Source organism: Oceanobacillus damuensis, assembly GCF_001618145.1.
GTDB classification, from domain to species: Bacteria; Bacillota; Bacilli; order Bacillales; family Amphibacillaceae; genus Oceanobacillus; species Oceanobacillus damuensis.
On record NZ_KV392044.1, the window covers coordinates 76,185 to 90,371 of the forward strand.

A 14,187-nucleotide genomic window follows, 5' to 3' on the forward strand; every position below is an offset into this window, starting at 1 on the left:
TTACAGTGAACGAAAAAGTACTTAAACCTTTTAATCAGGCTTTGTCCGGCGAAATCAATATTCCAGGTGATAAATCGATTTCCCATCGTGCAGTAATTTTCGGCTCTCTTGCTCAGGGAACTACAAAAGTCACCCATTTTTTAGATGGGGAAGATTGTATGAGAACCGTAAATGCTTTTCGTGAAATGGGAGTGACTATACAAGAGGATGGGGAAAGTCTTGTCATTGAAAGTAATGGAATATCTGCTTTGTCCGAACCGAAACAGCCTTTAAATTTCGGTAATTCAGGGACAACAACAAGGCTTATGCTCGGAATACTTTCCGGACTGCCATTCTTTACAACCGTCTTTGGTGATGATTCGTTGTCAAGACGGCCAATGAATCGTGTTGTCAACCCATTAAGGCAAATGGGAGCAAATATAGATGGAAGAAATAGCGGAAATTTACTTCCTTTATCAGTAAAAGGAAGTAAACTCAAATGTATTGACTATACCTTGCCGGTTAAAAGTGCACAGGTCAAGTCCGCAATCCTTTTGGCCGGCCTCCTGGCTGAAGGGGAAACGAGGGTGACCGAACAAACTCCTACAAGGAATCACACAGAGAATATGCTTAAAGCTTTTGGTGCTGATATTACTTCCGATGGGTATACGACTGTCATTACAGGAAAAAACCAATTGAAGGCAACAAATGTCCATGTTCCGGGTGATATTTCATCTGCAGCTTTCTTTCTTGTTGCTGGAGCTATTGTTCCTGGCAGTAAACTTCGTCTGAAAAACACCGGGTTAAACGAGACAAGAAACGGAATAATCGAAGTGCTTCAAAAAATGGGGGCAAATATAGCAATCGAAAATGAACGAACTGTCAGCGGGGAATTGATAGGTGACATCCAAATTTCCTATCACTCATTAAAAGGAATAACCATTGAAGGTGAAATCATTCCAAGGTTAATTGATGAAATACCTGTCATTGCCTTGCTTGCCAGTCAGGCTGAAGGAACGACAATCATTAAAGATGCAGAAGAGCTCCGAGTCAAAGAAACGGATAGGATAACTGCTGTCTGCGATGTTTTAAATACGTTGGGCGCAAATATCACACCAACAGAGGATGGTATGGTTATAGAAGGGAAAACCAAGCTGAATGGTGGCAGCATTTCCTCCTACGACGACCATCGCATCGCCATGATGGGAGCCATCGCTTCATTAATAACGGCAGATGATGTAATAATAGACGATATATCCTGTATTTCCATTTCCTACCCTGATTTTTTCAAGGACCTGAAATCACTGAAATAACTTAGTACTTACCTTATTAAAGAATCTGCAAGCCTGCAGATTCTTTTTAATTCGCAAATTTGAACTAACACCCCGTTTTCGGTATTATTAAAGCTGACAACAGTTATATTTTGCAGTTTTAGAGAGGATGTTCATTATGGACACCATTATGGAAGCAGTACAGCTAGTAGAAAACAATCAAACCGAGAAAGCAATCAACCTGCTTGATAACTATTTGACAAAAGCAAATGTTGATGAAAAATATACGATAGCGGAACTTTACATGCAATGGGGATTTCTTCAGGAAGCCCGACTGATATTAGAAGAATTACTCCAGCAATTTCCTGAAGAAAACGATCTTAAAATCTCCCTTGCCGATATATTTATCGAGTTGGAAGAGGACGAACCGGCAATCACGCTGCTGAATGAGATTGAAAGAGATGATCCGGCTTATATACAAGCGCTTGTTCAACTTGCAGATTTATATCAGGCACAAGGATTATTTGAGGTATCTGAACAAAAGTTGCTCACAGCCAAGCAACTGTCACCAAATGAGGTTGTAATCGATTTTGCGCTAGGGGAATTGTATTTTTCCATTGGCGAATATGTGAAAGCAATTACCTATTACGAAAAAGTGAAAAACAACCAAAATGAAGTCGGCCACATTTCATTGGATGACCGGCTCGGTGAATCTTATGCAGCAGCAGGGGAATATGAAAAGGCACTGACCTATTTTAAAGAAGACGGAAACGAAAATGCCGATAAGTTTTTTAAGCATGGGGTAACAGCATACCAGGCAGATAGAACAGATATTGCCATCAAGGCCTGGGAACATGTTCTGGAAATCGATGAAGATTATCATACTGTCTATTATCAACTCGCCAAAGCATATGAGGGCGAGGGTTTGGTTGAAGAGGCACTTGAGATAGCTAAAAAAGGAATTGAAAGAGATGCTTTTAATAAGGAGTTATATTTTATAGCTGGTTCTGTCGCCCATCAATTGGGACAGGATGACGAAAGTGAAAAATTCATTCGTGAAGCAATTGCACTTGATCCCGATTACAAAGAGGCCGTTCTCTTTTCGGTTGAGCTTTTCAAAAAGAACGGAAGCTTTTCGAAAATAAGCGAATTGTTATTGGAAATTAAAAAAACCGGTGCAGATGACCCATTATATGATTGGGAACTTGCTCGGGCATTTAATGAAAATGAATGGTTTGAGGAGGCATTAAAATACTACCGTGAAGCATATAATAGTTTAAATCAGGATAGTGATTTCCTAAAGGAATACGGTTACTTCCTAACTGAAGAGGGCAGGATTAAAGATGCCATACCGATCTTTGAGTCCTATTGTTCACTGCAACCTCTCGATGAAGATGCTGAAGCATATCTGAGCCGTTTAAAACAAACGTATGAATGGGATCAATAGTATCTTGTAATTTAAGAAGGGGGGAAAACGATGATATCTCCTGTAACAGCGAAGGACAAAAAAAGCTTCATCCAGTGGTTCCTGAATCATTATCGTCTGAAAAAACGTGAAAGTGTATGGATACTTAACTACCTTGTCAACCACAATGAGCTGCTGGCAAATGTCCATTTTGTCAGAGATGTGAAATATTGTCCAAGAGGAATCATGATGACCAGTCACTGTTCAGAAGAAGTACCTTTTCGCTTTTATAAAAACCACCTTGTTACGACAGATGCTGAAAAATCTTTCCATGAGATCAGACTGAACCAGAATGAACCTTTATATTTGCAATTAAATTTCAAAAAATCAAATCAGCATTCATACTATGCATCCGTCCTTGAAGAAAATCCTTTTATTCCTGTGGACTACTATATAACGAATCATGATAAAGACCTTGCCAATCAAATACTGAGTCATTCACTATATGAATATAAAAAAAATAGCTTACTGACGGAAATCGACCGTGCCCTCGATGACATGAATCTGGAAGAATTCCAGCGTCTGACAGATAGATTAAACGAGTTAAAATCATCAAATTTCAATCAGCCTGACCATAAGTAGGAACAGGTTGATTTTTTTTGCCTATATAAGATAAGATTTATGAATGGGACAATATGTAAGCAACAAGTAAAAAGCCATGAAAGGAAGATGACCGATGAAATGGAGAAAAGATGATCTCCAGCAATATGTACAAGCTAAAGAATATATAGATACGATTCTCTTGCCATTAATCCCTATCCAGCTTTCCAAAGATGATCAGGCTGAAAAATATGCCTCTCAAGCTGAGGTGATGCATATTCTGGCAAATGAAATTGAGAAAGAGCTGACAGGAAGAATCATGCTTGCACCGAGCTATCATTACTTAAATTCAGCAGATAAAAACACGGAGATCCACCGCCTGAAAATGTGGGCTGAGGATATGAAAGAGCAGCCGTTTTCACAAATCGTACACATAACCTTTGATTCAGGCTGGAAGAAGCATGAGAAGGATATAAACGACAATCTTTTATGGATTCCGGCTGTACAGGCAGGGGAAATAAACTCAAAAGAAATGCACCGTATAATTCGTGACCAAGTAGGACAGACTGCTGAATTGATTCGTTCTTACTGGCAATAATGTGACGGATTCAATCAAAAAATCCAGAAATTTGTCTAATCTTTTGCCACTGAATATGGTTTTAGATTGACCGAATAAAAAGATTGCGCTATCATTGTATTGTCCTAGTAATCTGAAATAAATTGCATAAGTCCGTGATTAATGTAAAGAGGGGGGAAAATCATGAGTGATGAAAAACAGCAAGTATCCCGTAGACAGTTTCTAAACTATACGCTTACAGGGGTAGGGGGGTTTATGGCAGCCGGCCTGCTTATTTCTCCGATAAGAATGGCGGTCGATCCTGTCCTGAAGGATTCCTCAGCAGGTGATCTTGCAAACGTAGGTTTAGCTGTTGAAGATATTACTTCAGAGCCTCAGCGAATTGATTGGAGCGTTAACCAGGTAGATGGCTGGTATGAATCTGAAGTTAATCGCTCTGCATGGGTTTATCGAAATGACGATGATGAAATTGTAGCTTTTTCCCCAATTTGTAAACACTTAGGTTGTGTTGTTTCATGGGAAGGCAGTGAACAGCATCCAAACGAGTATTTCTGCCCATGTCATGATGGACGCTATTACAAGGATGGGACCAATGTTCCTGGTACACCACCATTAGCTCCATTGGATGAATATGAGCAGGAAGTCAGGGATGGCATGTTATTCCTGGGCGATGCGAGACCACGAGGGGAGGCGTAATGATTTATGTTACAGAAAATATATGATTGGATTGATGATCGTATAGATATTACGCCGATATGGCGGGATATTGCCGATCATGAAGTTCCAGAGCATGTTAACCCGGCCCATCATTTTTCTGCGTTTGTTTACTGCTTCGGGGGATTAACCTTTTTCGTTGTAGTAATTCAAATCCTTTCCGGAATGTTTCTGACAATGTACTATGTTCCGGATATTGAAAATGCCTGGCAGTCCGTTTATTATTTGCAAACTGAGGTAGCTCATGGACAAATAGTAAGGGGAATGCACCATTGGGGCGCCAGTGTTGTTATTGTAATGCTATTATTACATACGTTACGCGTATTCTTCCAAGGTGCTTATAAAAAACCACGTGAACTTAACTGGGTAGTTGGAGTGCTGATCTTTTTCGTAATGCTCGGTTTAGGTTTTACTGGTTATCTATTACCTTGGGACAACAAAGCTTATTTCGCAACACAGGTTGGACTGGAAATTGCTGAACAGGTTCCGTTTATCGGAATGCAATTAAAAACATTATTGGCTGGAGATGCAACAATTGTCGGTGCACAGACATTGACCCGATTCTTTGCAATCCATGTATTCTTCCTGCCGGCAGCATTATTTGCACTATTGGCAGTACACTTTATCTTAATTCGCAGACAAGGTATATCCGGACCACTATAGAAAGGAGGGCAAGTGATGCATAAGGGTAAAGGTATGAAATTTGTCGGAGATTCACGTATCTCTGCTGAAAGGAAACCAAATATACCGAAAGATTATTCTGAGTATCCTGGAAGGACAGAAGCTTTTTGGCCCAACTTTTTATTAAAAGAATGGTTGGCTGGTGCAGTCTTTCTAGTTGGGTTTTTATGTTTGACATTAGCTCATCCATCACCACTTGAAGGGATGGCTGATCCAACAGATGCAGCTTATATACCTCTGCCAGATTGGTACTTCTTATTTCTGTACGAACTATTAAAATATGAATTTGCAAGTGGAGACTGGACGCTTATGGGTATCCTGATTCTACCGGGAATCGCATTTGGTGCACTCCTGCTTGCACCATTCCTGGACAATGGTCCTGGACGCAGGCCGCATCAACGTCCTGTTGCTGTTGGAATGATGCTGCTAGGATTGGTGTCAGTAATCTGGTTAACGTATACTTCCGCAGCACATGTTGATTGGGAAGGCCGTGCAGAAGCGAACAAGCCAGTTCCGACAGCTGAAGTCGACATCGACACAGAGCATCCTGGCTATGCTTCCTATGAAAACAGCTGCCTCGCATGTCATGGCGCTGAATTGGAAGGTGGAGCAGGTCCTTCACTTGTTGGATTAGACCTTTCGGCTGAAGAAATTGCTGATATTGCAGTAAACGGTATTGGCTCTATGCCACCTGACCAGTTCCAGGGATCTGATGAAGAGCTCGAACAGTTAGTTGACTTTATTATTACCGTTAATGAATCCGCAGAATAATTTACTAAAACACCTTTACCATCTATGCTGGTGAAGGTGTTTTTACATAGTCATATTAGAAAACTTGGCATACGCCGAGCCTTTGGGCGAATACCGTAGTTGCACTTATGCAAGTAAGAAAGGATAAAAATAATGATCAAATACATACTCCAGGACAAAAAATTCGTTTTTTTACTATTCCTGATTAATTTCTTTGGTACAATCTATGGTTATTATTGGTATAAGGGGCAACTTGCCATTACACCAGACATATTTTTGGTTTTTGTGCCGGATAGTCCTACGGCGAGTTTATTCTTTACAATTTTTTTATTGTTTTTCCTGTTTGGCAGAAACCTTCCTTATATTGAAGCACTTTCTCTAATTACCTTATTTAAATACGGCACATGGGCAGTGGTGATGAATCTGCTCACATTGATTGTGGAAGGATCTTTAGGATGGCAGGGGTATATGCTCATGGCTTCTCATGCTGGAATGGCCATTCAGGGGCTGCTTTACGCTCCTTTTTACAAAATCAAATTACGTCATATTGTAGTTGCTTCGATATGGACACTTCATAATGATGTCATTGATTATTTATTTGGGATGATGCCATCTTATTCTTCACTAAATAATTATATGAGTGAAATTGGTTATTTCACCTTTTGGCTGAGCATACTGTCTATTTTTATAGCTTATTGGTTGACCATCGATCAAAAGCGGAGGTGACTGATCAGAAACTCAATGCTAGCAAGGGACTGGAAAGCGCAAGGGTTTGGCTCTTGGAATGTCCTTTGCTTATGACAGGAGTTTCTAGGAACCGGAGCTGGACGTGGCTGTTTATGTGTAAAGATTAATTGCTGCCAAAAATTTATATTTTCTTATTTTGCGAAAAAGGGAATATTAAGTTACTGTTATATGCTGCGTTATTTCATCATACACTTGAATAATAACAAGTATATGAGGTGATCTCTATGGTAAACAGAAGAAGACTTCTTGTTCAGATCACAACAGCAGCACTCATAGGGATTTTAATTTATATCCAATTCGGTTCCATTTTGGCCGAGGCAAGCACCATCAATAATACCGAAGTGTTAGAAGAGAAAAACAATATGGATATTACGATGCTTATTTGGACAGCTTCTATTGTTGGAGGTTCTATAATTTGTACATTATCTTATGTAAGCTGGAAAAAATATAATGCAGAAGTGAAATCAAAAGAAGAGGCGAAAAAGGACAAATCAGTTGACTAAATACAGGAATTTGACTAAAATTGACCTTAGATAAACAAAATAATGGAGGAATGGAAATGGGTTTAGGCAGTTACCTGATTTATATAGCTTTGTTGCTGATCATACCAATGTGGGCACAGGCTAAAGTGAAAAGCACATATACAAAGTTCTCAAAACGACCAACATCTTCTTCTATGACTGGGGCAGAGGTTGCCCGTAAAATATTGGATGAAAATGGATTATATGATGTACAAATCGGACAAACAAAAGGTACTTTAACCGATCACTATGATCCAAGGAAAAAAGTGATCAAGCTTTCTGAAGGCATTTATCATGGACGCTCAATGGCTTCCTCCGCTGTAGCGGCCCATGAAGTCGGACACGCTATTCAAGATCAGCAGGAATATGTGTTTTTGAAATTCAGAAGTGCTTTGGTGCCAATTGCAAACTTTGGATCAAACATCTCTTTCTTTTTAATCATAGCAGGTATGCTTATGGGTGCAATGAACTTGTTCCTTTTCGGTATTATCTTTATGTCAGCCGCTGTTTTATTCCAGCTTGTAACACTCCCTGTAGAGTTTGATGCATCCAATCGTGCGATGTCTCAGTTGGTATCAGCCGGTGTAATACGGAATAACGAAGAAAGAGACACAAAAAAAGTTCTCAATGCGGCAGCATTGACATATGTCGCAGCTGCTCTAGTTGCTGTAGCTGAATTGGTCAGATTTATTTTGATTTACCTTGCAAGCAGAGAATAGTTTAAAGGGATGACCCTATGTCATCCCTTTTCATTTGTTCTTTTATATGATTAATCATTTATTGGGTTTTTATTTTCATCGAGTGTAAAACCTTCTCCCATGACATCGTGTGCAGTTGTAACTGCTACAAATGCATGTGGGTCAATCGTGTTAATAATGCTCTTCAGCTTCACAATTTCATTTCTTGCTACAACACAATAGAGAACATCTCTTTTCTCACCTGAATAACTTCCTCGACCATCCAGTATAGTGACTCCACGATCCATCGATGAAAGAATCCTCTCAGAAATCTCATTGCTTTTACACGATATGATTGTTGCTCCTTTAGCTGAATAAGCTCCTTCCTGAAGAAAATCAATCACTCGTGCTCCCACATAAACAGCCACCAATGTGTACATACCTTCCACAAGGTCGAGAATAACAAAAACGGAAGTTGCGATGACAATAAAATCAAATAGGAACATTGTACGGCCCATACTCCAGCCGACATATTTATTTACAAGCCTTGCTATAATATCCACGCCACCGGTTGTGCCGCCGAATCGAAATATAATTCCTAGCCCGACTCCGATAAAAACCCCCGCAAAGAGGGCAACCAGTGTCATATCGTTTTCCAGAGGAATGAAAAATTGATATGACTGGAAGATCCTTAAAAATATGGACACAGCGATAGTTCCAATAATCGTATACAAAAAGGTACTTCTCCCCAGAAACTTCCATCCTACAAAGAAAACCGGTATGTTCAGAATGATATTTGTAATAGCAGGATCCCAATTCCACAGAAAGTAAAGCAACAGTGTAATACCAGTAAAACCGCCTTCCCCTAGATTGTTTTGCATATTAAAATGAACAATACCAAAAGAAAATATCGCAGAGCCGAGTAAAATGAAAAAGATATTTCTTAGTTTCATTCCATATATCATATGTAATGCCTCCTGACGATTGTCTATACCCTTTTATGCCGTTCATATTCTATTTTCCAATTAAATCCATTATAGATAATAAATTTTATAAGAACAATTTTATTATTCCTGTATTAAAAATTTGTCAAAGCAACTCCTTTTCGCTAACATGGATAAGAGAAAAGGATAGAAGAGAGGTATTACCTATCGATACACCAGTATATGATACCAAAGAAATTCAAAAAAGAGTTGACGACTATATTTCGCAGTATAAGGAAGGTTACTTTTCTCCTTTGTCTTTAATGGCAAGATTGACGGAAGAGATTGGAGAATTGGCCAGAGAGGTAAACCATTACTACGGAGAAAAACCAAAAAAATCTACTGAGAAAGAAAAGACAATTGAGGAGGAATTGGGGGACATTATTTTTGTGCTATCCTGTTTCGCCAATTCGCTTGAAATTGATCTCTCAGAATCGTTTGACATTGCAATAAACAAAATTGAAACAAGGGACAAGGAACGCTGGACCCGAAAAGATTAAAGGAGACAATAAGAATGGCAATAAATATTATATTGGCAGGCCCACGAGGAAGAATGGGATCTGAAGCAGTAAAAATGGTAAAAAATGAACCTGATTTTAAATTGGTAGCGTGCATCGACAGAAAATATAACGGTCAACAATTAAAAGACATAGAAGGACTGCCAGATATGAACGTACCTGTTTATGAGGATATCGATAAATGCTTTAAGCAAGTAAAAGCAGACATTTTTATCGACCTCACCGTTCCCGAGTTTGGATATCATCATACGAAAACGGCATTGGATAACAACATCAGACCAGTGGTAGGGACTACCGGGTTTACCGATGAACAGATTATCGAGCTTTCACAGTTAGCGAAGGCGAAAAACACGGGTTGCATCATAGCTCCTAATTTTGCTATTGGAGCTGTTTTGATGATGAAGTTTTCACAAATGGCAGGAAAGTACTTTTCCGATGTAGAAATTATAGAGAAGCACCATGACAAAAAATTGGATGCTCCATCGGGCACAGCCAAAAAAACAGCAGAAATGATCATGGAAACAAGAAGCCATAAAAACCAAGGTCATCCTGATGAAGAGGAAACAATTAGAGGCTCCCGTGGCGGTGAAATGGATGGCATGCGAATCCACAGTGTACGGTTGCCTGGCCTTGTCGCACATCAGGAGGTAGTTTTCGGCAGCTCCGGTCAGACTTTATCCATTAAGCATGATTCATTAAATCGTGACTCCTTTATGGAAGGAATCAAATTATCCGTCTTTAAAGTCATGGATATGAACGAACTCGCTTATGGGCTGGAGAATATCTTATAAATAGTCTCCTATCGTTCATGCATTCCAAGGAGCTGGACGTGGCTGGTTATGTCTAAACATTAATTGCTGCCAACATTTACACTTTCTTATTTTATTAAAAATACTGCTGAGTTATGATAAAGGAAGGTATCTATGAATATTGCTCTGATTGCACACGACAAAAAGAAAGAAGACATGATAAATTTCAGTCTTGCATATTCCCACATACTAGAGGAGCATCAATTGTATGCTACGGGAACGACGGGAAAATTAATAACAAAAGCAACCGGATTAAACATATTTCGATTTAAGTCGGGGCCACTTGGGGGAGATCAGCAGATAGGGGCAATGATCGCCACTAATGAAATGGACATGATCATTTTCTTCCGTGACCCATTGACCGCGCAGCCTCACGAACCTGACGTGAGTGCACTGATGCGGTTATGTGATGTATATCAAATACCGCTCGCGACAAATATTGCTGCATCGGAGATATTTCTTCTCGGGCTTGAACGTGGTGATTTAAAATGGAGAGAAGTTATTAAAGAAAGACAGCAGAAAGAAGGGAACAGGTGAAAAAAATAGGAATTACATGCTATCCAACTGTAGGCGGCTCAGGGGTCATCGCTACAGAACTGGGTATGCTACTTGCAGAACAGGGAAATGAAATTCACTTTATAACCTCCAGTATCCCTTTTCGTCTGAATAAGATTCACCCGAAGATCTTTTATCATGAAGTAGAATTAAACCATTATCCCGTTTTTCAATTTCCGCCATACGACCTTGCTCTTGCAGCAAAGATGGCTGAAGTGATTGATCGGGAGAAACTGGACATTCTGCACGTACATTATGCAATGCCACATGCTATTTGTGCCATATTGGCTAAAGATATCGCCGAACATGATGTAAAGATAGTAACTACACTTCATGGGACGGATATTACGGTACTTGGTATTGATCATACTTTCAAAAAAATAATCAAACACGGCATAGAGAAATCAGATGCCGTGACAGCTGTTTCCAGCAGTCTTGTTCATCAGACAGAGCAAATGCTGGATCTGAAAAAAGAAATATCCGTCATCTATAATTTCGTCAACGAAGCGGAATACCATAAAAAAAGTATTCCATCACTCAAGGAACAATACGGAATTAAAGACAGTGAAAAAGTTCTTATACATATATCCAATTTCCGTAAAGTAAAACGTGTACAAGACATCATCTATTCCTTTAATGAAATTAGAAAACAAGTAAAAAGCAAGCTTCTTCTTATTGGAGATGGTCCGGAATATTCGGATTTGCTACAGCTCACTGAAAAATTGAATATTCAAGAAGAAGTGCTTTTTCTTGGCAAGCAGAACAATATCAGTGAACTATTGTCGATTGCAGATCTGAAATTGTTATTATCGGAGAAGGAAAGCTTCGGGCTGGTGCTCTTGGAAGCAATGGCATGCGGCGTTCCGTGTATTGGGACGAATATTGGAGGAATCCCAGAAGTTATCAGACATGAGGAAACCGGATATATTGTTGAGTTGGGAGATATAGATGCTACGGTCAAATATGCCTTACAGTTATTACGAGACGACCGATTGTTGAATCAATTCTCAGAAAATGCATTGGAGCACAGCAAGGAAAGCTTTGAATCCCGTAAGATTGTTAATGAGTATGTACAGCTTTATGATAAAGTTATAAACAAGCAATCAGAAAGAAAATGGTGATTTTGTATGTTACCAAAGCCCTTTTTAATGGCGAGACCCGTACTTGAACATATCGAAAAACACAACCATAAGGCATATTTTGTCGGTGGTTGTGTACGTGATTTGCTGCTGGGCCGTCCATTGGGAGATATAGACATTGCTACTTCAGCAGCCCCGGAATACATTCAGGAGATTTTTCCCAAAGTGATCCCTGTGGGCATTGAGCACGGTACTGTCATCGTAAGACATGGCAAGGAATCCTATGAAGTAACCACCTTTCGTGTAGATGGCGACTATACGGATCAACGACATCCTGATACTGTCCAGTTCATTGATGAGATTGATAAAGATCTCGAAAGACGTGACTTTACGATCAATGCACTGGCTATGGATCTGAATGGAAATATCATCGATTTGTTTGGCGGCAGAGATGATATTGACCATCAGATAATCCGGACTGTTGGAAATGGCTATGAGCGTTTTTCGGAAGACCCTTTACGCATCATCAGAGCGCTTCGATTTTCCAGTCAGCTAGGATTTACCATTCAATCGAAAACATTGGAGGAAATGGCTGCTCTCAGGGAGGAAATCGAGAATCTCGCAGTAGAACGTATTACGAATGAATTTACAAAACTTTTTGCCGGAGATTATATTTCCTCCGGGATCAGCTATTTAAAAGAGCTGGAGATTGGAAAATTCCTACCGGTCATGCGAGATTATCCTGATATCATACATTCCATTCCATCTACAATTAAACCGTTAAAATCATTCGGGGAAGTAATTGCTCTATTTCACATCCTTCATCCTGAGGTGTCGGTAAAACATTGGGTAAGCAGCTGGAAATGTTCCAATAAAATAAAGCTGGAGGCCCTTCAGCTTGTGCAGGCATACAAGTATTTCAAAACCAAAGAAATGGATCCATGGCTTGTATATCGACTAAGCCCGGAGTTCTATGCCGGCTTTTGCCGATTAGTCAATATACTGGATCATTCAGCAATCAACATACACGAGTTGATAAAAATAGAAGACCAGCTGGTAATAAAAAATAAAAGCGAATTGATGATTAACGGTTATGACATCGTCGAATTATTTCCGGAAAAACAAAAAGGGCCATGGCTGAATCATCTACTGAAACGAATTGAAAAAGAAGTTGTTTCCGGCAGATTAATTAACAATAAAAAAGAGATAAAGGATTGGATAAAATGGAATCCACCCGAGATCGATTAATAAATTTGCTAGCCGAGAATGAAGATAAGTTCATTTCCGGACAAGCATTATCCGAATCGTTAAACATATCAAGGAACGCTGTTTGGAAGCATATGAAGGATCTTGGAAAAGACGGTTACGAAATCGAAGCGAAACCAAGAAAGGGATATCGGATTAAAGAGTACCCTGATAAATTAAGCAGTAATACGATAAAGTGGGGCCTGGAGTCGAAATGGATCGCAAAAACCGTCATACATAAGCATTCCGTCGAGTCCACACAAACGATCGCACATCGGGCAGCAAGGGAAAACGCACCACATGGTACAATTGTGGTTGCGGATGAGCAAACTAATGGGAGAGGGAGGATGAGCCGGACGTGGCATTCTTCCAAAGAGAAGGGAATATGGCTAAGCATCATCTTAAGACCTGAAATGCCACCAAATCATGCATCTCAATTAACTTTATTGACAGCGACTGTCCTTGCAGATGTACTGAATTCCTTTGAGGGTGTCGAACCCCTTATTAAATGGCCAAATGATATATTGCTGAACCAAAAGAAGACTGCCGGTATTTTGACTGAAATGCAGGCAGAGCAGGACCGGATTCAGTATATTTTGATAGGCATAGGCTTAAATATCAATCATTCCATCGAGGATTTGAGCGAAGATATCCAGATGAAGGCCACTTCCTTGAAAATAGAAACCGGCAAAGAATGGTCCATTAAAACGATTATTCAAAGATTGCTGACAGCTTTTGAAACTTCCTATGATTTGTACATGAAAAATGGATTCCATCCAATTAAAGAGAAATGGGAGCATTTTGGATTCAAAATTGGTGAAAATATAAAGATACAAACGTTCTCCGATCAATGGGAAGGAAAATTCCTCGGAATTTCCGACGAGGGAGCCCTTTTGACCGAATCCATAGAAGGGAAGCCAGTAAAACTTTATTCTGCTGAGATTGACTGGTTCTGAAGATAGGTGCCATTTGATTATAAATAGGTTCCCTGCCGTTGATGTAGCATTGACTGCACATCAACAGGATTTCATATCATACTGAGGGATAAATTCTATTTTGGTTTGAAGGTTGCTCAA

Annotated in this window: 17 protein-coding genes; 16 read left to right on the forward strand and 1 reads right to left on the reverse strand. The window is 39.6% G+C overall.

Features of this window, described 5'->3' with window-relative positions; genetic code table 11:
- The first annotated feature begins 5 nt into the window (after positions 1-5).
- The 10 genes from aroA to A4245_RS02885 all read left to right on the forward strand — a co-directional run bounded on the left by aroA (position 6) and on the right by A4245_RS02885 (position 7,964).
- Positions 6-1,292, forward strand: a complete 1,287-nt coding sequence (gene aroA, locus A4245_RS02840) for a 3-phosphoshikimate 1-carboxyvinyltransferase (RefSeq protein ID WP_067725481.1) — start codon at positions 6-8, stop codon at positions 1,290-1,292.
- 136 nt (positions 1,293-1,428) lie between these two features.
- Entirely contained in the window at positions 1,429-2,697 is a 1,269-nt protein-coding gene (locus A4245_RS02845) for a tetratricopeptide repeat protein (protein ID WP_067725483.1), read from the forward strand.
- Between the two features lie 30 nt (positions 2,698-2,727).
- Positions 2,728-3,297, forward strand: coding sequence for a ReoY family proteolytic degradation factor (locus A4245_RS02850; protein ID WP_067725485.1), 570 nt, complete (start codon positions 2,728-2,730; stop codon positions 3,295-3,297).
- Positions 3,298-3,391: 94 nt separating this feature from the next.
- The gene (locus tag A4245_RS02855; RefSeq protein WP_067725486.1) at positions 3,392-3,853 is read left to right on the forward strand and encodes a YpiF family protein; all 462 of its coding nucleotides are present in this window, start codon (positions 3,392-3,394) and stop codon (positions 3,851-3,853) included.
- 162 nt (positions 3,854-4,015) lie between these two features.
- The gene (locus tag A4245_RS02860) at positions 4,016-4,528 is read left to right on the forward strand and encodes a QcrA and Rieske domain-containing protein (protein ID WP_067725487.1); all 513 of its coding nucleotides are present in this window, start codon (positions 4,016-4,018) and stop codon (positions 4,526-4,528) included.
- A 6-nt stretch (positions 4,529-4,534) separates the two neighbouring features.
- Positions 4,535-5,209 carry a menaquinol-cytochrome c reductase cytochrome b subunit gene (gene qcrB / locus A4245_RS02865; RefSeq protein WP_067725488.1) on the forward strand — a complete coding sequence of 225 codons (675 nt, stop codon included), beginning with the start codon at positions 4,535-4,537 and terminating at the stop codon, positions 5,207-5,209.
- 15 nt (positions 5,210-5,224) lie between these two features.
- Positions 5,225-5,998 carry a menaquinol-cytochrome c reductase cytochrome b/c subunit gene (locus A4245_RS02870; protein ID WP_067725489.1) on the forward strand — a complete coding sequence of 258 codons (774 nt, stop codon included), beginning with the start codon at positions 5,225-5,227 and terminating at the stop codon, positions 5,996-5,998.
- A gap of 132 nt (positions 5,999-6,130) precedes the next feature.
- On the forward strand, positions 6,131-6,703 hold the full coding sequence (gene lhaT / locus A4245_RS02875; RefSeq protein ID WP_067725490.1) for a lipoprotein heptaprenylglyceryl N-acetyltransferase LhaT: 573 nt from the start codon (positions 6,131-6,133) through the stop codon (positions 6,701-6,703).
- Between the two features lie 245 nt (positions 6,704-6,948).
- Complete coding sequence (locus A4245_RS02880; RefSeq protein ID WP_067725491.1) at positions 6,949-7,227, forward strand: sporulation protein YpjB; 279 nt, start codon at positions 6,949-6,951, stop codon at positions 7,225-7,227.
- A 56-nt stretch (positions 7,228-7,283) separates the two neighbouring features.
- A complete protein-coding gene (locus A4245_RS02885) occupies positions 7,284-7,964 on the forward strand; it encodes a zinc metallopeptidase (RefSeq protein ID WP_067725493.1) in 681 nt (226 codons plus the stop codon).
- A 50-nt stretch (positions 7,965-8,014) separates the two neighbouring features.
- On the opposite strand, the gene A4245_RS02890 is transcribed toward A4245_RS02885, so the two are convergent.
- On the reverse strand, positions 8,015-8,887 hold the full coding sequence (locus A4245_RS02890; protein ID WP_199860642.1) for a YitT family protein: 873 nt from the start codon (positions 8,885-8,887) through the stop codon (positions 8,015-8,017).
- 185 nt (positions 8,888-9,072) lie between these two features.
- Here A4245_RS02890 and A4245_RS20515 point away from each other — a divergent pair, with 185 nt between their 5' ends.
- From A4245_RS20515 to A4245_RS02920, 6 genes are all read left to right on the forward strand, one after another.
- Positions 9,073-9,405: a nucleotide pyrophosphohydrolase gene (locus tag A4245_RS20515; protein WP_067725623.1), complete on the forward strand. Its 333-nt coding sequence runs from the start codon at positions 9,073-9,075 to the stop codon at positions 9,403-9,405.
- A gap of 14 nt (positions 9,406-9,419) precedes the next feature.
- Entirely contained in the window at positions 9,420-10,214 is a 795-nt protein-coding gene (gene dapB, locus A4245_RS02900; RefSeq protein WP_067725494.1) for a 4-hydroxy-tetrahydrodipicolinate reductase, read from the forward strand.
- A gap of 132 nt (positions 10,215-10,346) precedes the next feature.
- Positions 10,347-10,769, forward strand: coding sequence for a methylglyoxal synthase (gene mgsA, locus A4245_RS02905; RefSeq protein WP_067725495.1), 423 nt, complete (start codon positions 10,347-10,349; stop codon positions 10,767-10,769).
- Positions 10,766-11,908 (forward strand): N-acetyl-alpha-D-glucosaminyl L-malate synthase BshA, encoded by a 1,143-nt coding sequence (bshA, locus tag A4245_RS02910; protein ID WP_067725496.1) that lies wholly within the window; start codon positions 10,766-10,768, stop codon positions 11,906-11,908. The genes mgsA and bshA overlap by 4 nt, the downstream gene beginning before the upstream one ends.
- Positions 11,909-11,914: 6 nt before the next feature.
- On the forward strand, positions 11,915-13,114 hold the full coding sequence (locus A4245_RS02915; protein WP_067725497.1) for a CCA tRNA nucleotidyltransferase: 1,200 nt from the start codon (positions 11,915-11,917) through the stop codon (positions 13,112-13,114).
- Entirely contained in the window at positions 13,090-14,067 is a 978-nt protein-coding gene (locus A4245_RS02920; protein ID WP_067725624.1) for a biotin--[acetyl-CoA-carboxylase] ligase, read from the forward strand. The genes A4245_RS02915 and A4245_RS02920 overlap by 25 nt, the downstream gene beginning before the upstream one ends.
- Positions 14,068-14,187: the final 120 nt, after the last annotated feature.

What these genes read in the sequence shown, in the direction of transcription:
- A4245_RS02915 (WP_067725497.1), top strand. Translation starts at nt 11,915, where the DNA reads ATGTTACCAAAGCCCTTTTTAATGGCGAGACCCGTACTTGAACATATC.
- mgsA (WP_067725495.1), top strand. Translation starts at nt 10,347, where the DNA reads ATGAATATTGCTCTGATTGCACACGACAAAAAGAAAGAAGACATGATA.
- A4245_RS02855 (WP_067725486.1), top strand. Translation starts at nt 3,392, where the DNA reads ATGAAATGGAGAAAAGATGATCTCCAGCAATATGTACAAGCTAAAGAA.
- A4245_RS02860 (WP_067725487.1), top strand. Translation starts at nt 4,016, where the DNA reads ATGAGTGATGAAAAACAGCAAGTATCCCGTAGACAGTTTCTAAACTAT.
- dapB (WP_067725494.1), top strand. Translation starts at nt 9,420, where the DNA reads ATGGCAATAAATATTATATTGGCAGGCCCACGAGGAAGAATGGGATCT.
- A4245_RS02845 (WP_067725483.1), top strand. Translation starts at nt 1,429, where the DNA reads ATGGACACCATTATGGAAGCAGTACAGCTAGTAGAAAACAATCAAACC.
- A4245_RS02850 (WP_067725485.1), top strand. Translation starts at nt 2,728, where the DNA reads ATGATATCTCCTGTAACAGCGAAGGACAAAAAAAGCTTCATCCAGTGG.
- A4245_RS02885 (WP_067725493.1), top strand. Translation starts at nt 7,284, where the DNA reads ATGGGTTTAGGCAGTTACCTGATTTATATAGCTTTGTTGCTGATCATA.
- A4245_RS02880 (WP_067725491.1), top strand. Translation starts at nt 6,949, where the DNA reads ATGGTAAACAGAAGAAGACTTCTTGTTCAGATCACAACAGCAGCACTC.
- qcrB (WP_067725488.1), top strand. Translation starts at nt 4,535, where the DNA reads ATGTTACAGAAAATATATGATTGGATTGATGATCGTATAGATATTACG.
- lhaT (WP_067725490.1), top strand. Translation starts at nt 6,131, where the DNA reads ATGATCAAATACATACTCCAGGACAAAAAATTCGTTTTTTTACTATTC.
- A4245_RS02920 (WP_067725624.1), top strand. Translation starts at nt 13,090, where the DNA reads ATGGAATCCACCCGAGATCGATTAATAAATTTGCTAGCCGAGAATGAA.
- A4245_RS02890 (WP_199860642.1), bottom strand. Translation starts at nt 8,887, where the DNA reads ATGATATATGGAATGAAACTAAGAAATATCTTTTTCATTTTACTCGGC.
- A4245_RS02870 (WP_067725489.1), top strand. Translation starts at nt 5,225, where the DNA reads ATGCATAAGGGTAAAGGTATGAAATTTGTCGGAGATTCACGTATCTCT.